The organism is Cobetia sp. 14N.309.X.WAT.E.A4 (assembly GCF_030397495.1).
Taxonomy (GTDB): domain Bacteria; phylum Pseudomonadota; class Gammaproteobacteria; order Pseudomonadales; family Halomonadaceae; genus Cobetia; species Cobetia marina.
In genome coordinates, this window is the sequence record NZ_JAPNXT010000008.1 from 199,666 (window position 1) to 217,733 (window position 18,068).

16 protein-coding genes are annotated in these 18,068 nt (G+C 62.9%); 11 read left to right on the plus strand and 5 right to left on the minus strand.

Annotated features, from left to right (window positions below; all coding sequences use genetic code 11):
- Positions 1–39 precede the first annotated feature (39 nt).
- Complete coding sequence (locus OW493_RS12575; protein ID WP_289864326.1) at positions 40–720, minus strand: glycerol-3-phosphate acyltransferase; 681 nt, start codon at positions 718–720, stop codon at positions 40–42.
- A 115-nt stretch (positions 721–835) separates the two neighbouring features.
- On the opposite strand from OW493_RS12575, the gene folB reads away from it, so the two are divergent.
- A complete protein-coding gene (folB, locus tag OW493_RS12580) occupies positions 836–1,204 on the plus strand; it encodes a dihydroneopterin aldolase (RefSeq protein ID WP_077378104.1) in 369 nt (122 codons plus the stop codon).
- Complete coding sequence (folK, locus tag OW493_RS12585; RefSeq protein WP_077378107.1) at positions 1,201–1,740, plus strand: 2-amino-4-hydroxy-6-hydroxymethyldihydropteridine diphosphokinase; 540 nt, start codon at positions 1,201–1,203, stop codon at positions 1,738–1,740. Before folB ends, folK begins: the two co-directional genes overlap by 4 nt.
- 196 nt (positions 1,741–1,936) lie before the next feature.
- Here the strand turns inward: folK and tsaD are convergent, their stop codons facing one another.
- Complete coding sequence (gene tsaD / locus OW493_RS12590; protein ID WP_289864327.1) at positions 1,937–2,977, minus strand: tRNA (adenosine(37)-N6)-threonylcarbamoyltransferase complex transferase subunit TsaD; 1,041 nt, start codon at positions 2,975–2,977, stop codon at positions 1,937–1,939.
- Positions 2,978–3,402: 425 nt separating this feature from the next.
- Here tsaD and rpsU point away from each other — a divergent pair, with 425 nt between their 5' ends.
- The 3 genes from rpsU to rpoD all read left to right on the plus strand — a co-directional run bounded on the left by rpsU (position 3,403) and on the right by rpoD (position 8,066).
- The gene (gene rpsU, locus OW493_RS12595; protein ID WP_024951433.1) at positions 3,403–3,618 is read left to right on the plus strand and encodes a 30S ribosomal protein S21; all 216 of its coding nucleotides are present in this window, start codon (positions 3,403–3,405) and stop codon (positions 3,616–3,618) included.
- 245 nt (positions 3,619–3,863) lie between these two features.
- A complete protein-coding gene (gene dnaG / locus OW493_RS12600; protein WP_289864328.1) occupies positions 3,864–5,918 on the plus strand; it encodes a DNA primase in 2,055 nt (684 codons plus the stop codon).
- A 309-nt stretch (positions 5,919–6,227) separates the two neighbouring features.
- Positions 6,228–8,066 carry an RNA polymerase sigma factor RpoD gene (gene rpoD, locus OW493_RS12605; protein WP_084207866.1) on the plus strand — a complete coding sequence of 613 codons (1,839 nt, stop codon included), beginning with the start codon at positions 6,228–6,230 and terminating at the stop codon, positions 8,064–8,066.
- Positions 8,067–8,228: 162 nt separating this feature from the next.
- Here the strand turns inward: rpoD and OW493_RS12610 are convergent, their stop codons facing one another.
- The 3 genes from OW493_RS12610 to OW493_RS12620 all read right to left on the minus strand — a co-directional run bounded on the left by OW493_RS12610 (position 8,229) and on the right by OW493_RS12620 (position 10,684).
- On the minus strand, positions 8,229–8,555 hold the full coding sequence (locus OW493_RS12610; RefSeq protein WP_289864329.1) for a peptidase S24: 327 nt from the start codon (positions 8,553–8,555) through the stop codon (positions 8,229–8,231).
- A 272-nt stretch (positions 8,556–8,827) separates the two neighbouring features.
- Complete coding sequence (locus tag OW493_RS12615; protein ID WP_103751455.1) at positions 8,828–9,562, minus strand: hypothetical protein; 735 nt, start codon at positions 9,560–9,562, stop codon at positions 8,828–8,830.
- Positions 9,563–9,709: 147 nt separating this feature from the next.
- Positions 9,710–10,684: a LysR substrate-binding domain-containing protein gene (locus OW493_RS12620; RefSeq protein WP_077378122.1), complete on the minus strand. Its 975-nt coding sequence runs from the start codon at positions 10,682–10,684 to the stop codon at positions 9,710–9,712.
- Between the two features lie 216 nt (positions 10,685–10,900).
- Here OW493_RS12620 and OW493_RS12625 point away from each other — a divergent pair, with 216 nt between their 5' ends.
- The 6 genes from OW493_RS12625 (at position 10,901) to OW493_RS12650 (ending at position 17,852) form a co-directional block, all read left to right on the plus strand.
- A complete protein-coding gene (locus OW493_RS12625; RefSeq protein ID WP_077378125.1) occupies positions 10,901–12,283 on the plus strand; it encodes an L-serine ammonia-lyase in 1,383 nt (460 codons plus the stop codon).
- A gap of 479 nt (positions 12,284–12,762) precedes the next feature.
- A complete protein-coding gene (locus tag OW493_RS12630; protein ID WP_176503631.1) occupies positions 12,763–13,596 on the plus strand; it encodes an ABC transporter ATP-binding protein in 834 nt (277 codons plus the stop codon).
- Positions 13,593–14,444 carry an ABC transporter ATP-binding protein gene (locus tag OW493_RS12635; protein WP_289864330.1) on the plus strand — a complete coding sequence of 284 codons (852 nt, stop codon included), beginning with the start codon at positions 13,593–13,595 and terminating at the stop codon, positions 14,442–14,444. The genes OW493_RS12630 and OW493_RS12635 overlap by 4 nt, the downstream gene beginning before the upstream one ends.
- A gap of 228 nt (positions 14,445–14,672) precedes the next feature.
- Positions 14,673–15,854, plus strand: coding sequence for an ABC transporter substrate-binding protein (locus OW493_RS12640; protein WP_103751461.1), 1,182 nt, complete (start codon positions 14,673–14,675; stop codon positions 15,852–15,854).
- A gap of 107 nt (positions 15,855–15,961) precedes the next feature.
- Positions 15,962–16,849 carry a branched-chain amino acid ABC transporter permease gene (locus OW493_RS12645; protein ID WP_279875696.1) on the plus strand — a complete coding sequence of 296 codons (888 nt, stop codon included), beginning with the start codon at positions 15,962–15,964 and terminating at the stop codon, positions 16,847–16,849.
- A 73-nt stretch (positions 16,850–16,922) separates the two neighbouring features.
- Positions 16,923–17,852 carry a branched-chain amino acid ABC transporter permease gene (locus OW493_RS12650; protein WP_289864339.1) on the plus strand — a complete coding sequence of 310 codons (930 nt, stop codon included), beginning with the start codon at positions 16,923–16,925 and terminating at the stop codon, positions 17,850–17,852.
- Positions 17,853–18,068 lie beyond the last annotated feature (216 nt).

Sequence of the window (18,068 nt, forward strand, 5' to 3'; positions counted from 1 at the left end):
ATGCACGCAGAGGCAAGGGTCGGGCTGCGGAGTGAGGGTCTACAGGCGCGGTTCGCTGCCATCGCTCAGGCGGCGCAGATTGAGCGCGTGACGCACCACGATCAGACTGGCGAAGACGAGTATCACGCCGCTCATTTCCGGCGCCAGCCACAGGCTGAAGAGCGGGGCGGCAAGCCCTGAGACGAGTGAGGCAATGGCGGCGGTGCGCAGGCGCCACGCCAGTCCGATCCACAGGGCGGCACAGCTCAGGGCCACGCCCGGCGCCAGCATCAACAGCACGCCGAAGGCGGCAGCGACAGCCTTGCCGCCTCGATGTCCGCGATGCCATAGCGGCAGGCTGTGGCCGATCAGCACCGCCAGCCCGATCAGTCCCAGTGCCCAGGCGGGCAGGGCGATCTCGCCACCCAGCCACAGGGCAGGCATGCCCTTGGTGGCATCGAAAGCCAGGACCAGCGCGGCAGGCATGGCACCGTGCAGTCGCAGTACATTCGAGAAGCCCGGATTGAAGGAGCCGGCCAGCCGCGGGTCGGTCAGGCCCAGGCGCTGGCAGATCCACACCGCTCCCAGAACCGACCCTCCCCCATAGGCCAGTGCCAGCAGCAGGCTCAGCTGCTGCCAGTGTGCCAGCGTGGCCACCCAGCCGATGATGTCGCTCAGCATGCCTCCCCCGCACATGACCCGCTGCGCGCCGTCAGCCATGTCGCTTGTGGACAGGCGCATCGCGCGGCTCGGTTTGGCCAAGCAGGGGCTGGGTGCAGTAGAATCTCGGGCATGATGGCGGGGCCTTTGGCGGCGTCGTTTTACTGGTTCATCCGACAAGCATAGAGGTAACGCCATGGATCGTGTGCTGATCGAGGCTCTGGCAGTTGAGACCGTGATAGGAGTCTATGACTGGGAGCGTACCATTCGCCAGCGTCTGGTGATCGATCTGGAGATGGCGACGGATATCCGTCCTGCCGCGGCGGGGGATGATCTGACGCATACCCTTGATTATGCTGCCATCAGCGCTCGTATCCAGACCTACGCAGACGACAGCCAGTTCGAGCTGGTGGAGACCTTTGCGGAGCGTCTCGCCGCGCTGCTGCGGGAAGAATTCGGGATTCCCTGGCTCAGGATGACGGTGCGCAAGCCGGGGGCGGTCCCGGAAGCGCAAGCAGTGGGCGTGCGCATCGAGCGTGGCACGCTCGTGGATGTCAGCGCATGACCCTGGTGCTTGTCTCCATCGGCAGCAACATCGAGCGTGATCATCACGTGCGAGTCTGCCTGGATGCCCTGGAGGCGACCTTCGGGGAGCTCACGCTGTCTTCCGTCTACGAAAGCGAGCCGGTGGGGTTCGTCGACGGGCGCAATTTCTACAATCTGGTGGCGGGATTCCACAGTGACTGGAGCGTCGGTGAGCTGCAAGCCTGGTGCAAGCAGGTCGAGTTCGCCAACGGACGCCTCGAGGGCAGCCCCAAGTTCAGTCCGCGTACGTTGGATATCGACATCCTGACGGTCGGTGAGCTGACCGGCGAGATCGACGGTGTCCTGCTGCCGCGCGAGGAAGTGGATCGCAATGCCTTCGTGCTGCTGCCACTGGCGGAAGCCTTCGCCGAGCAGCGCCACCCGGTGCGTGGGGTCGACTATGCCAGCCTGTGGCAGTCATTCGTCGAGCATGGGCATGCCGAGTCGCAGCCCTTGTGGCCGGTGGAGTTCAGCTGGCGTTGTCGGAGGATCTCCCGCACCGGCGTCGCGCCGTGATGAGGCGGCACTCTGCGCGGTCTGATCACGGCGCTGAATGACGCTCGAGCCATGACCTGCGCCACATGAAGCACGAACGCCCTGCCGGGTAGCCCGGCAGGGCGTTGCTGTTTTCATCGGAACCGTTTTCATCCTAGCCGTTTCATCGCAGCTACGCCTTTTCACGCCCGCCGAGACGCGCCGGGAGCGGCAGTGATCAGTCGTGATGCCCCTGCGGCGCGGACAGGCTATCGAGAGGCCAGCGTGGTACGGCCTTCATCGGGCCAGTGTCCTGCTCACCGGCGTTCAGTCGTTGTGCACCCACGTAGGCGATCATGGCGCCATTGTCGGTACAGAAGCGACCGCGCGGATAGTAGGCGCGGGCGTTGCGCTTGGCCAGTTCATGGCTCAGGCGCTCGCGCAGGCGGGTATTGGCACTGACGCCGCCCGCCACGACCAGGCGCTTGAGACCGGTCTGGTCCAGCGCGCGGCGGCACTTGATGACCAGGGTGTCGACCACGGCTTCCTCGAAGGCACGCGCGATGTCGGCGCGATGCTGTGCGTCCGGCTCGCCACTGGCCTTTGCCTTCTTGAGGGTGACCATGGTGTGGGTCTTGAGGCCCGAGAAGCTGAAATCCAGTCCGGGGCGATCCGTCATCGGGCGCGGGAAGCGGTAGCGCTTCGGATCGCCCTGTTCGGCCAGCTTGGCAACCTGCGGGCCGCCGGGGTAGGGCAGTTCCAGCATCTTGGCGGCCTTGTCGAAGGCCTCGCCTGCGGCATCATCCACGGACTCGCCCAGCAGCTCGTACTCGCCCAGCCCGCGCACCGCCACCAGCTGTGTGTGGCCACCGGAGACCAGCAGCGCCACGAAGGGGAATTCCGGTGCGTCGTCTTCCAGCATCGGGGCCAGCAGATGGCCTTCCATGTGATGCACCCCGAGCACCGGAACCTGCCAGGCTCTGGCCAGGCCATGGGCCGTCGAGGCGCCGACCATCAAGGCGCCCACCAGCCCCGGGCCTGCGGTATAGGTGATGGCATCGATGTCAGCGGCTTTCAGATTCGCCTCGTCCATCACCTGCTGGATCAACGGCAGCAGCTTGCGGGTATGATCGCGAGAGGCCAGCTCCGGCACCACACCGCCGAATTCGGCGTGCATGGCGATCTGGCTGTAGAGGGCGTCTGCAAGCAGGCCCTGGTCCGTGTCGTAGATGGCGACGCCGGTCTCGTCGCAGGAAGTCTCGATGCCGAGCACACGCATGGCTGACTCTCAGGAAATATCAGAAGTAGAGGGCGGCACGGCCAGCGAGGCTGCCTGAGCGAGCCCGAGAGGCGAGGGTGCCGTGAATGCGCGATATTCTACTGGCTGTGAGCACGGGTGTCGCGCCAGCTGGCGTTATGCGAGAGACGATTTCCGGTTTCCGCGTTTGCAAAGGCGGGGACGGGTGTCTAGAATATGGCACTCTGCAAGACTGGGTCGTGCATCCGACCACCCCGCAAAAGCTCCCCGAATCATGATTCCAGCCAGCGACGGCTACCCTCACCGGTGGTGTCGCAGGCGACTGATTGATGCTGGATCGACCTGCAGGTGGCGGTTTACCGTCGCTGGCTGGTGGCTCCTGAGGAGTGGCTGCACCGGATGTGCGTTCAAACCGAACTCATGATCTCAAGGTAGGTGAGTGTTTAATGCCTTCAGTTAAAGTACGTGACAACGAGCCGTTCGACGTCGCCCTGCGCCGTTTCAAGCGCTCCTGCGAAAAAGCCGGTGTTCTTTCCGAAGTGCGTCGTCGTGAGCACTACGAGAAGCCGACCGCTGTTCGCAAGCGTCAGCAGGCGGCCGCTGTAAAGCGCCACGCCAAGAAGGTTCAGCGTGAGCGCAAGCGTTTCGAGCGTCTCTACTGATCCGTACTTTTGGGGAGTGATCCACTGCTCTCTGGAAGGACACCAAGCGGCTGCCTCACGGTGGCCGCTTGTTTTTGTCTCTGGTGATCCGTTTGTTCCCGAGTCGTGTGTCAGTTCACTGCACACGTTGCTGTTTCTCGAGGGATGGCCTGACCCGAGCGCTGTCGTCGATGTGATCGCCCGTTGGCGTGAGGTCGACTCACTGCGTTGGGGTCAGTCCGTTTTTCCATGACTTCTGGCGAACCATGGCTGGTCTCATCCCGCAAGGCTTCATAGACGATCTGCTGGCCCGTACCGATGTGGTCGAGGTGGTAGGTGAGCGTGTCCAGTTGAAGAAGGCTGGCAAGAGCTATGTCGGCCTGTGCCCCTTCCATCAGGAAAACTCTCCCTCGTTCAACGTCATTCCGGACAAGCAGTTCTATCACTGCTTCGGGTGCGGGGCGAGCGGCAGTGCCCTCAAGTTTCTGATGGAATTCGATCGTCTGCCGTTTCCGGAAGCGGTCGAGCAGCTTGCCTCACGTCTGGCGCTCGAGGTGCCCCGTGAAGGCGGCAATCAGAGCCCCCATGAACGTCGCGAGCGCCAGCGCCGTGAGCAGGCCCGTGAAGAGGGTGTCAATCTGCTTGAGGCGGCGGCTGACTTCTATCGCCAGCGCCTGACGGAACCTGCCGCACAGCCCGCCCGTGAGTATCTTGAGGGGCGTGGGCTGTCGCGTGAGGTGATGCGCGATTTCGGTATCGGCTTTGCGCCCCAGGGCTGGGAACATCTCAAGCACCATCTGAGCAAGCTGGGTGTCAGCGAAGAGGTGCAGATCGAGTACGGCCTGCTGATCCATCACGAGGAGAGTGGGCGGCGCTATGACCGCTTCCGCGATCGCGTGATGTTCCCGATCCGTGACTGGAAGGGGCGCACCATCGCCTTCGGTGGTCGCGTGATGGGCGATGCAAAACCCAAATACCTGAATTCCCCCGAGACGCCTGTCTTCCACAAGGGGCGTGAGCTCTACGGCCTGTATGAGGCCCGCGAGGCGAATCGCAAGCTTGAGCGCATGCTGATCGTCGAGGGCTACATGGACGTCGTGGCGCTGGCGCAGTATGGCATTCGCAATGCCTGCGCCACCCTGGGCACCGCGACCAGTGAGGAACACCTCAAGCGCCTCTATCGGCTGGTCGATGAAGTGGTGTTCTGCTTCGACGGTGACAAGGCTGGCCGTCAGGCCGCGCGCCGGGCACTGGAGACGGTGCTGGACGTCATGATCGATGGCCGTCAGGCACGTTTCCTGTTCCTGCCTGAGGGTGAAGACCCGGATTCGCTGGTGCGCAGTGAAGGGCAGGAAGCCTTCGAGAAGCGGGTGACCTGCGCCTCGGGGCTCTCCGAGTTCCTGTTCGAGCAGGCGGCGGAAGGGCGCGACCTCAAGCGCATGGAGCAGCTGGAGCGCTTCGTGACCCAGGCACTGGAATGGATCTCCCGGGTGCCCGAGGGGGTGCTGCGTTCACTGCTGCTCAAGGAGCTGGAGCGCCGCAGTGGCCTGGAGCGTGAGCGGCTGGATGCCATGCTGGTGGAGCGTGCCGCGGCGCGTGATGCCCAGCAGGCGCGTCTCCGGCAGCATCAGCAGCTGCGCCAGTCGCACTCCGCCGCTCCGGCGGGGAATCGCCTGGAAGGTGGCAGTCTGAATGAACCGCAGGGTGGCGACTGGTCATCGCTGGATGCGATGGCAGATGCCGGCTTCGGTGAGCAGGATGCAGAGGGCTGGCAGCCGGAGGACTGGGCGCCACCCTCGGAGGCTGGTGGTGCCTCGGGTGGGCGGTCTCGTCCGGCTGCTGCCTCGCATGGCGCGGCTCGCAAGACGTCACCGCGTCACTCGGTCAGCATGCTGACGCGCCTGCTGCACCTTCTGGTGCATGAGCCGCAGCTGGTGGCGGAGCTGCCGGCCAGCGATGAATGGATCGAAGGCGCCGGCGAGCCGGCAGACAGTGAGGATGTCCGTCTGCTGGTCGAGGTGGTGAGATTGCTCAAGGCTGGCCGGTATCGTTCGCCTCAGGTGCTGCTGGCGCACTTTCTGGGCACTGCTCAGGGGCCGCGCCTCGAGCAGTTGGCCGCGCGTGAGCTGCTCATCCCGCGTGAAGTGCGCAGCGAGGAGCTGAAGGGGCTGGTGGAGCATTGCCAGCATCAGCTGGCGCGCACGTCACCCGAGGCGGAATACCAGGCCTTGCTGGCCAAGGAAAAGCAGGGCGAGAAGCTGTCGGCTGAGGAGAAGCAGCGGCTGATGGCCCTGCTGATGCAGCTGGCAACGCGGCGCTGAAGCTCACGGAGCCTTTCGGTGGCCGCATGTGGGAGATGGGCCGTCCTCGCGGATGAAAAAGCGTTGGCTGACCTTGAAAGACGCTCTCACACACACTATCTAATGGGGTAGTTCCCGATGCGGACTGCCGCAACGTAACCGATAACGCTAACACACCTGGATGGTCCGGCAAATACGCCGCTGGCAGCATCTCCCGATGGCACGCTATACTGGTGCGCTTGATGCTCTCTTCGTCCCTAACCGGCGCTTACTCGCTGAGCAGCGTCGCGTCCAGGTGCTTCATTCTTCTTCGTCGAGATTAGGGGTTCTATGGCTGGTAATGCGCAGCAGCAGTCGCGTCTCAAGGAGTTGATCGCGCGCGGCAAGGAACAGGGTTACCTGACCTATGCCGAGGTCAACGATCACCTGCCCGAGGATATCGCTGATCCAGAACAGGTGGAAGACATCATCAGCATGATCAACGATATGGGCATCAAGGTCGCTGAAGAAGCGCCTGATGCCGATACCTTGATGATGTCTGATTCCTCCACTGACGAGTCCGCCGCCGAAGAAGCCGTCGCTGCTCTCGCCGCGGTGGAAAGCGATGTGGGACGCACGACCGACCCGGTCCGCATGTACATGCGTGAAATGGGTACCGTCGAACTCCTGACCCGTGAAGGCGAGATCAAGATCGCCAAGCGGATCGAGGAAGGCACGCGTGAGGTCATGTCGTCTCTGGCCTTCCTGCCGGGAGCGGTCGACTCCATTCTCGAAGCCTACGATGGCACGCTCGGCGAGGACGGCGGACGTCTGTCCGACCTGTTCTCCGGTTTCATCGATCCGGATGAAGGCGTACCGGGTGTCGCTGAAGTCGAGGTCGAGGAAGTCGAGGAAGTCGAGGAAGGCGAGGAGTCTGAAGGCGAGGACGACGACGAGGACGACTCCGCTTCCGAGGGTGGTCCGGACCCTGAGCTTGCACGCGTGCGCTTCGAGCAGATTCGCGAGCAGAATGATCTGACCAAGGCCGCCATCGAGAAGTACGGTTCAGGTTCTCCTGAGGCCAAGGCCGAGCAGGAGCGTCTTGCCGAGCTGTTCTCGCCGATCAAGCTGGTGCCCAAGCACTTCGAGCGCCTCGTCGGTCAGGTTCGCGTGTCCGTCGAGCAGGTGCGCGAGCAGGAAAAGGTCATCCTGCAGATCTTCGTCAAGCGCGGCAAGGTGCCTCGCAAGAGCTTCATCAAGGCCTTCCCGGGCCACGAGTCCGACATGGACTGGTTCGACGGCTTCATCGGCGGCAGCAAGAAGTACGCCGACAAGCTCGAGCCGTTCCGTGCCGACGTGCTGCGTGCCCAGCGCAAGATCGCCTTCGAGCAGGACATGGTCCAGCTGCCGGTCAGCGAGCTCAAGGAAGTCAATCGTCGCCTGTCGATCGGTGAAGCCAAGGCGCGGCGTGCCAAGAAGGAAATGGTCGAGGCCAACCTGCGTCTGGTCATCTCCATCGCCAAGAAGTACACCAATCGTGGCCTGCAGTTCCTGGATCTCATCCAGGAAGGCAACATCGGCCTGATGAAGGCCGTGGACAAGTTCGAGTACCGTCGTGGTTACAAGTTCTCGACCTACGCCACCTGGTGGATCCGTCAGGCGATCACGCGCTCCATCGCGGATCAGGCGCGCACCATCCGTATTCCGGTGCACATGATCGAGACCATCAACAAGCTGAACCGTGTCTCGCGTCAGATGCTGCAGGAAATGGGTCGCGAGCCGACGCCGGAAGAGCTGGGTGAACGCCTCGAGATGCCGGAAGACAAGGTGCGTCGCGTGCTCAAGATCGCCAAGGAGCCCATCTCCATGGAGACGCCGATTGGTGACGACGATGATTCGCACCTGGGTGACTTCATCGAGGACGGCACCATGGTCTCGCCGATCGACTCCGCCACCGGCGAAGGTCTGATCGAAGCGACCCGCGGCATCCTGTCTGGCCTGACGGCACGTGAAGCCAAGGTGCTGCGCATGCGTTTCGGTATCGACATGAACACCGACCACACCCTCGAGGAAGTCGGCAAGCAGTTCGATGTCACCCGTGAACGTATCCGTCAGATCGAAGCGAAAGCGCTGCGCAAGCTGCGTCACCCGTCACGCTCCGAGTCACTGCGTTCCTTCATGGAAGAGTGATCTGAAGCGTTCGGGGCCACGGTTCAGCCGCTAGCCCCGCTGACAGCACAACGCCCGCCCCCATGCGAATGGGAGGCGGGCGTTGTCGTTTCTGGACGCGAGTGAATGGCGTGGATGGCAGGCGGACATGATCGTCTTGCGATGCGCTGAGTGGTGGTGCCGTCAGGCTCCATGCCCCAGCTGATGCGAGGATGAGGTCGCGGCCACGCTGAAGATGACGCGCCCCTTGACGCACTGGCGGGACACCGGGCCCATCTGCTCACTGCTCAAGCCATCGGGGTGCTCTCCGTACAGCCAGAGGCGGCCGTGGTGGTCGATGCGATCTACATGCTTGATCAGCCGTCCCAGCGTCGGGTGTTCCACCACGATGGTGGTACCCGCTGCCAAGGGCCAGTGTCCAGGCCAGCGCATGCTGATGACCAGACTGTGCTGCGGGAGGCGGGGGGCAAGACTATGACCGTGCAGGCGGTAGCTGTTGAACCAGCGCATGTGAGGCTCCTTGAAGGTGAGGGCATGACACGGTCGGGGTCTTGTCGGTGTCTTTCCTGAGCAGTGGTGATAGTTGTAGGGTATCCACTGCTTAGTAAAATATAATCATTCTCATTTGATGTCCAGGCATTCTCATCCCGGACGGAGGGTTGGTGCCGGGCAAGGGCCGAAAAAAGCCGCGGCTCATGGTGAGCAGCGGCTTCTTGGGTATCACGAACGTGCGGGATTCTCGGGGTTCCAGCGGCGCTGGAGAGGGACTCGAGCGATGTGCGTCAGAGTGCGGCGTCGAGTTCGCGCAGTCGGGCACGGCGCTGGCGACCCATGCGAATGGCCAGCAGCACGATTTCGGCCACGGCGATCGCCATCAAGGTGTAGCCGAACAGTTCGGTGACTTCCTCGGCAGCATTCTTGACCGAGCGCAGGTAGGCGCTGCCCATCAGGGTTTCCCAGAACTCCGAGCGACCATAGAGGCGCGAGAAGACATAGGTGGCCAGGAAGCCGGCGCCAAACAATCCGAAGGCGAAGCTGCGACCGAAGTGTTCGAACTCGGCCACGAAGCGGGTGCGATGGCGCCATACGCCGATGATGACCGGAATCGCGACCACGCTGACCAGGATCTGCCAGCTGCCATCACCGAGCATGCCATCGAGCATGGCGTCCTGTTCACGGATCAATGACGCTGCGAACAGGCCGAACAGCAGCAGGCTGACGGTGCGCAGATCCGGCAGGCGTGAATGTACCAGCCACATGGTGGCGGCACTCAGCGCCAGCAAGGTGCTCTGCATGTGTTCCGTCCAGCTGGCTTCGCTGAAGCCGACATCGCCGAAGTGATGGGCATCATGCATTACCAGCGACATCATCGCTGCCACCACGGGGGCATAGATGGCCAGGCGCAGGCAGGCCTGCATGAACAGCGAGGTCGGCTTGCGACCATAAAGAGGCTGTTCGGCGCTGATGGGCAGCGGGACGGTATGGTGGTGTCGTGTCTGTGAGGTCAGGCGAGACAAGGGACTCTCCGGACAGTCCATGGACTGCCTGTCAGGGTGAGGGTGTCGTTTGCCTGCTCATTATAACGATGCAAAGGTGGCGGGTTAATATTGCCTTAAGAAAACTGTGAGGTGCCATTTGAGCATCGATGTCGCGTCATCAATCACTCATCCCTGTCTCAGTCGGTCGCGCTCGGCCTCTTCGACGATCCAGTCATGCACGGCCTGGATACGGCCATCGTCCAGAGTGCCGTGGGGATGGACGATGACGTAACGCTTGCCGGTCAGCACGCGCTCCGCGAACGGGGCAATCAGGATGCCGCTATTCAGTTCATGGGTGATCAGGGTGCGTCTTGCCATGGCGACGCCCATGCCGGCGATGGCCGCTTCCATCGAGAGATGATTGCGATTGAAGGTATAGCCACGCTGAACGTTGACCTCCGGTGCGCCGATGCTCGCCAGGTAGAATTCCCATTCGGCATGGTCGTGGCTGCCGCGCCACGCAGTGACGTCATGCAGGAGGGGGTACCAGGCGAGATCCTGAGCATTGCGCAGTGGGGGGCGGCCGCGCATCAGGCCGGGGTGGCAGACGGGGAAGATCTCTTCTTCCATCAGCTCCGTGACCTGCATGCCGGGGTAGTGGCCATCGTTGAGGTCGACCGCCAGCTCGAAATCCCCCTCGCGCAAGGGTGAGTCACTGTCCTCGGCACGTACGTGCAGCTCGATGTCCGGGAAGCGTGCCTGCAGGCGGGGCAGGCGTGGTGCCAGCCATTTCGAGAGGAAAGACGGCACCGAGCGCAAGCGCAGCACGCCGCTCATCAGGCCGCTGCGCAGCCGCTTGACCTCCAGCCCCACTGCGCCGTAGGACTGCTCCACCACGCGTGCCAGACGCGCACCTTCCCCCGTCAGTTCCAGCCCGCGTGAACGGCGTAGAAACAGCTTGAAGCCCAGCCGCTCCTCCAGCTGCTTGATCTGCTGGCTGACTGCACCCGTGGTGACATGCAGTTCCTCGGCGGCACGCGTGAAGGAGGCGTGGCGCGCCGCGCAGGCGAATACCTGAAGCCAGGCGTGGGTCTGGCCATTGAGGTGGCGTGGGCTGATGGGGTGAGGCGTGGCGAGTGGCGAGTCGGAGGGCTTGGGCATGCTGGAACTCGTGCTGGCAAGAGACGACAGATGGATACTGACTGAACAGGGATGACGCTTATGACACAGTCTACGCCGTTTTTGTCTCGTATGGTTTAGTAAAACTAAAGCCATGGGCAATTTTTATGGTTTGTGACTGTGGTGCCCCTCCCTCATCATGGCGTCATTCACTCGCACGGCCACTGGCTCGGCGGGAACTCGAGATGAGGTGTCGTCATGTCCATCAGCGTATTTGATCTCTTCAAGGTCGGTGTCGGTCCGTCCAGCTCGCATACCGTGGGCCCGATGCGCGCTGCCGCACAATTCGTGGAAACGCTGCGCGCAAGGGATCTGCTCGAGCGTGTGGCGCGCATCGAGGTGCAGCTGCATGGCTCGCTGTCCGCGACCGGTGTCGGGCATGGCACCGACAAGGCTGCCATCCTCGGGTTGATGGGCGAGCTGCCCGAGACCATCGACCCGACCATCATCGAGCCCTGCGTCGAGGAGCTGCTGGAATCCCAGACGCTGCTGCTCGACAACCGCATCGCGGTGCCCTTCGTGTGGGTGCGCGACATGCAGTGGCACGACGAGCCCTTGCCCTATCACCCGAATGCCATGCGTCTGGTGGCGCATGGCTACCGTGAGGAGCTGTACCGCAATGTCTACTACTCGGTAGGCGGCGGCTTCGTGGTCGATGAGGTGGAAGCGGCGCGTGATCCGTTGCTGGAAGACGAAACCCTGCGCCTTCCCTATGAGTTCAATACCGCCAATGAGCTGCTGGCGCTGTGTCGCATGCACAAGATGCGCATCAGTGAGCTGATGATGGCCAATGAGTGCTCGTTGCGCAGCGAAGCTCAGGTGCGTCGCGGTCTGTGGCGCATCTGGGAGGTGATGAACGAATGCATCGACAACGGCCTGAGCCATGAGGGCATTCTGCCCGGCGGGCTCAACGTCAAGCGGCGTGCCAAGCGGCTGCACGCGCGCCTTCTGGATGTGGAGTCCAGCAAGTCGATCATCACCTCGACCTTCTCGGCGATGGATTGGGTCAACCTGTTCGCGCTGGCGGTCAATGAAGAGAATGCCGCTGGTGGGCGCATGGTCACCGCGCCGACCAATGGCGCGGCGGGCATCATTCCGGCGGTGCTCAGCTATTACATGAAATTCCAGGAGGACGCGCGCGAGGAGGATGTGGTCGATTTCCTGCTCACGGCGGCCTCGGTGGGCATCCTGTGCAAGAAGAACGCCTCCATCTCCGGGGCGGAAGTCGGCTGTCAGGGCGAGGTGGGTTCCGCCTGCGCCATGGCGGCCGCCGGGCTTGCCGAGCTGATGGGCGCGACGCCGGAGCAGGTCGAGAACGCCGCGGAAATCGGTCTGGAGCACAATCTGGGACTGACCTGTGACCCGATCGGCGGCCTGGTGCAGATTCCCTGCATCGAGCGCAATGCGATTGCCTCGGTCAAGGCGATCAATGCCGCCCAGATGGCGATGTGTGGCGATGGCGATCACTTCGTCTCGCTGGACAAGGCGATCCGCACCATGCGTGACACCGGCCGCGACATGCAGGACAAGTACAAGGAGACCTCCAAGGGCGGTCTCGCGGTCAACGCCATCGAGTGCTGATGCGGCTCCCTGTTCCGACGCTCTCTTTTCTCTTCTGAAGTCTTGCCATCTTCGGAGGCTAACGCATGGTCTCCGGCCAGAGATCATGTGCTCGGCAACCCTCATTGACGCCTCTCGGCACGGATTTCCGTGACCGGGATGGCGTCTTTTTTGTGCGTCTCTTTCACCGACCGTCACCACCCGACGCCTGATATCTGGCAAGGAATCGTCCCCTTGCGCGTGCCCTGGCGGCAATCACCTGCCGCTGGCATCGCCATGCCCGATATTTCGCGCCTGTCGATGATCAAGCAGAAACTGATATATCGGCTATTGGTCGAGTGACGTGGGATGAGGCTGGCAGCGTGAGTGGCAGTGTTCTAGTTTACGTTAACGTTAATTGCGCTGAGTGCAACGCCCCTGTCGGGCGGCGTCAGCGCCTCTTCACTCAGCCTTGTCGCCACAGACACTGCCGGCTTGCCGGACAGGGACGGAGACCCGACATGCCATCACCTCCCATTCAGGGACCGCGCGCCAGTGGAGGTGCCTCTGCCACGGCGCCCATTCTCGAGACACGTGGCCTGAGCAAGGATTTTCGTGGCTTCACCGCCGTCGATGATGTCGATCTGCAGATTCAGGAAGGCCACATCCATGCACTCATCGGACCGAATGGCGCAGGCAAGACCACGGTCTTCAACCTGCTGACCCGGTTCCTGCCCGCGACCCGTGGCGAGATTCTCTATCGTGGCAAGTCGATCACCCGCATGCGCTCGCATGAGATCGCGCGTCTCGGGCTGGTGCGTTCCTTCCAGATATCCGCAGTCTTCGCGCAGATGACGGTACTCGAGAATGTGCGGGTGGCACTGCAGCGCTCACAGGGCACCTCGTTTCACTTCTGGAAGTCCGAGCGCAGCCTCGACAGCCTCAATGAGCAGGCGCTGCATCTGCTGGAAGAGGTGGGGCTGCGCGAGGACGCCAACCGAGTGACGGCCAGTCTGCCCTATGGCCGCAAGCGTGCGCTGGAGCTCGCCACCACGCTGGCACTGGAGCCGACGGTGATGCTGCTGGATGAGCCGACCCAGGGCATGGGCGCCGAGGATGTAGACCGTGTGGTCGAGCTGATTCGCGTCGCGGCACGTGGGCGCACGGTGCTGATGGTCGAGCACAACCTGAGCGTGGTCAGTCGTCTGTGTGACCGCATCAGTGTGCTGGCGCGCGGACGCGTGCTGGCGGAAGGCGACTACGCCAGCGTATCGGCCGACCCCGAGGTGCGCGAGGCGTATCTGGGCAGCGAGGTGACCGATGTCACAGCGGATCAGCGCGAGGAAGTTTCATGACCGAGATTCTGGAAAGCCCGGCCAAGCGTCAGCCCCCTGCGTGTGACTCCGCCACGCCGCAAGAGCAGCTCTGCCTGCGCGAGCTGAACGCCTGGTATGGCGAGTCCCATGTGCTGCATGGCGTCAACATGACGGTGCGGCGCGGCGAGCTGGTGACCCTGTTGGGTCGCAATGGTGCCGGCCGCAGCAGCACGCTGCGCGCGATCATGAACATGGTCGGGCGGCGCAGTGGCGGGATCTTTCTCAAGGGTCGCGACACCATGAAGCTGGCACCGCATCACATCGCCCATCTCGGTGTGGGCTACTGTCCCGAGGAGCGTGGCATCTTCTCGAGTCTGAGCGTCGAGGAAAACCTGCTGTTGCCACCGATAGTCAAGGGCGCAGGGCATGGCCAGGGTCAGAGCCAGAGCCAGCGTCAGGGTCAGGGTCAGGGTCAGGGTCAGGGTCAGGGTCAGGGTCAGGGTCAGAATCAGGGCATGTCGCTGGATGAGCTCTACGCGCTGTTTCCCAATCTGCATGAGCGGCGCAACAGCCAGGGCACGCGCCTCTCCGGTGGCGAGCAGCAGATGCTGGCGCTGGCGCGCATCCTGAGAACCGGTGCCGACCTGCTGTTGCTGGATGAGATCACCGAGGGCCTCGCGCCGGTCATCAATCAGAAGCTGGGTGAGGTGCTGATGCTGCTGAAGGCGCGCGGCATGACCATCGTGCTGGTCGAGCAGAATTTCCGCTTTGCCGCACCGCTGGCCGACCGCCATTACCTGATGGAGCACGGCACCATTCTTGAGGAGATCACCGCCGCTGAGCTGCCGGCACGCCACGAATATCTGCACAAGGTACTGGGGGTCTGAACTCCCGGTCGGGGTGAGCTGCACCGGGCTTGCCGCCATGCACCGCCGTTGCATTCGCCAATCTGAAGTCCGTACGTCTCACCACAACAATCACAATATTGCCGGGTAAACCGGTCTGGAGATGTCATGCACGCCACCGTTTCATCCAACGCCACCCCTGTCGCATCACCGTTGTCACGCCGCATCACGGCGGCCACACGCCGGCGCCTGTGGCCGCTGTCCGCGCTCATGATGGGGTCACTGCTGTCGGCGGGAATCGCGCAGGCCGATATCAGTGACGGCGTGATCAAGATCGGCTATCTGGCCGACATGTCGGGTACCTATCGTGACCTGGCAGGCCCGGGCGGCCTGGATGCGCTCAAGATGGCGGTCGAGGACTTCGGCGGCAGCGTCAACGGCATGCCGATCGAGGTATTGAGTGCCGATGACCGCAACAGCGCCGATGTCGGTGCCAATACGGTGCGCGGCTGGATCGATCAGCAGAATGTCGACATGGTCGCAGGCCTGGTGGCCTCATCGGTGAGCATCGCGGTGACGCGGATTCTCGCCGAACAGGACACGCTGGGAATCGTCTCCGGCTCGGCGGCCTCCAGCATCACCAATGAGCATTGCACGCCCAATCATGTCCACTGGGTGTATGACACTTATCCGCTGGCGCATGGCACGGCCAAGGCCATCGTCGATGAAGGCGGCGACAGCTGGTTCCTGCTGACTGCGGATTATGCCTTCGGTCATGCCCTGGAAGGGGATGTGGAAAAGGTGGTGACCGAGAACGGCGGGAGCATCGTCGGCAAGGTGCGTCATCCGTTCCCGACCAGTGATTTCTCCTCCTACATCCTGCAGGCGCAGGGTTCCGGCGCCAAGATCGTCGGGCTGGCCAACGCCGGGGCGGACACCGTCAATGCGTTGACCACGGCGAGTCAGTTCGGCGTGGTGCAGTCGGGGCAGTCGCTGGCCGGGCTGTTGATCTTCCTCAACGACGTGCACGCGCTGGGGCTTGAGGTCGCGCAGGGGCTGCAGCTCACCACCGGCTGGTACTGGGACCTCAATGACGAGACGCGTGCCTGGTCCCAGCGCTATCACGAGCGCAATGCGCGCATGCCGACCATGGTCCAGGCCGGCATCTACTCAAGCACCCTGCATTACCTGAATGCGGTGGCAGCCACCGGCAGTGATGACACCGCCACCGTACGGGCGAAGATGGGCGAGACGCCGGTCAATGACATGTTCGCCAACAACGGCACCATCCGTGCCGATGGGCGCATGGTGCACGACATGTACCTGGTCAAGGTCAAGACGCCCGCCGAGTCCCAAGGCGAGTGGGACGTCTATGACGTGATCCGCACCATTCCCGGCGCTGAGGCCTACCGACCGCTGGCGGACAGCCAGTGCGAGCTGGTCAAGGGCTGAAGCCGAACGTCAGTCGAGTCGCTGAGACGTATGGCTCGGCGCTGCCGGTCAGATGATCGGCAGCGCCGAGCGGCTGACGCGAATGGGCGCTGAAAAGGACTGAGCGGATGACGATGATTTTTGGAATACCCCTGATGGTGCTGTTCGGTCAGCTGATGCTGGGGCTGATCAACGGTGCCTTCTATGCATTGCTGAGTCTGGGGCTGGCGGTGATCTTCGGTCTGTTGCGCATCATCAACTTCGCGCATGGTGCCCAGTACATGCTGGGCGCCTTCGCGGCGCTGCTGGGAGCGCAATATCTGGGGCTCAACTACTGGACGGCGCTGATCGTGGTGCCGCTGGTGGTGGGTGCGCTGGGCATTGTTGTCGAGCGCTTCCTGCTGCGCCGCATCCAGCATCTTGATCACCTCTATGGCCTGCTGCTGACCTTCGGTCTAGCGCTGATCCTCGAGGGCACGCTGGTGAATCTGTTCGGTGTCTCGGGGTCGAGCTACCCGATTCCCGAGGCGCTGAGTGGCGGCTTCAAGCTGAGCTTCATGTTCCTGCCCACCTATCGCGCCTGGGTGCTGGTGGCGGCACTGGTGGTCTGCTTCGGAGTCTGGTTCCTGATCGAGCGCACGCGTCTCGGTGCCTATCTGCGCGCGGGAACCGAGAATCCTGAGCTGGTGCAGGCCTTCGGCATCAATGTGCCCTTGATGGTGTCACTGACCTACGGACTGGGCGTGGCGCTGGCCGCCTTCGCCGGCGTGCTGGCCGCACCCTTGTATCCCGTCTCGCCGACCATGGGCTCGAGCCTGCTGATCGTGGTGTTCGCGGTGGTGGTCATCGGTGGAATGGGCTCGATTCTCGGTGCCATCCTCACCGGGCTCGCGATGGGGCTGATCGAGGGGCTGACCAAGGTGTTCTATCCCGAGGCCGCCAATACCGTGATCTTCGTGGTGATGGTGATGGTCTTGATGCTTCGCCCCGCCGGGCTGTTCGGAAAGGAGGCCTGACATGGCCGTACTGCAACAGGACCACCAGGCCGCGCGTGCAGGCAGCGCGCCGCGCAGAATCACCCCGCTGGGCATGCTGTATCTCGTGCTGTTCCTGCTCGGGTTGCTGGCGCCCTGGGTCGCCTATCCCGTCTTTCTGATGAAGATTCTGTGCTTCGCGCTGTTCGCGAGCGCCTTCAATCTGCTGCTCGGCTTCGTGGGGCTGCTGTCCTTCGGGCATGCCGCCTTCCTGGCCACGGGCGCCTATATCACCGGCTTCTTGCTCGCGGAGTATCCGGGCCTGAGTCCCGCGCTGGGCATCGTGGCCGGCACCTTGGGGGCCGTGGTGCTCGGCACGCTGTTCGGCGCGCTGGCCATCCGACGACAGGGCATCTACTTCGCGATGATCACGCTGGCCCTGGCCCAGATGATGTTCTTCTTCTTCATCCAGGCGCCGTTCACCCATGGGGAAGATGGCCTGCATGGCGTGCCGCGCGGTGAGCTGTTCGGCGTGTTCGATCTGGCGGACAACCACACGCTCTATTACGTCGTGTTCGCGATCTTCGTGGCGGCCTTTGCCCTGATCCGCCGCGTGGTGCATTCCCCCTTCGGTCAGGTGCTGAAGGCGATTCGCGAGAACGAGCCGCGCGCCATCTCGCTGGGCTATCACACCGATGCCTACAAGCTGGTGGCTTTCGTGCTGTCGGCGGGGCTGGCAGGCCTGGCGGGAGCGACCAAGACGCTGGTGTTCCAGCTCGCCTCGCTGGGTGATGCCAGCTGGCACATGTCGGGGGAGGTGATCCTGATGACGTTGCTGGGCGGCGTCGGCACGCTACTTGGGCCATTGGTGGGCTCAGGACTGGTCATCGGGCTGCAGCATCAGTTGGCGCAATCCGCGCTGGGGGATTGGGTCAGCGTGATTCTGGGCGCCATCTTCGTGGTCTGCGTGCTCAGCTTCCGCAGCGGCATCATCGGGGAATGCCAGCGCTGGATCGCGCGTCGTCAGCAGCGAAAAGAAAAATGAGCGGCGAGGGTGGGGATGAGAAGCGAGGTCAGCAAGAAGGTGCGGGTGGCGCGTTTTGCTCTTAAGCAAAGAAAATCAATGGCTTGCCGATGACTTCAGGCATAAAAAAAGTCCACCCAAGTGGGTGGACTTAAATGCCATTGTATATCGAGGGGGATACGCCGGTCCCGGATCCTCGACTCAGCAATGAGCACGCCATGCGAGATAGCCGCCATT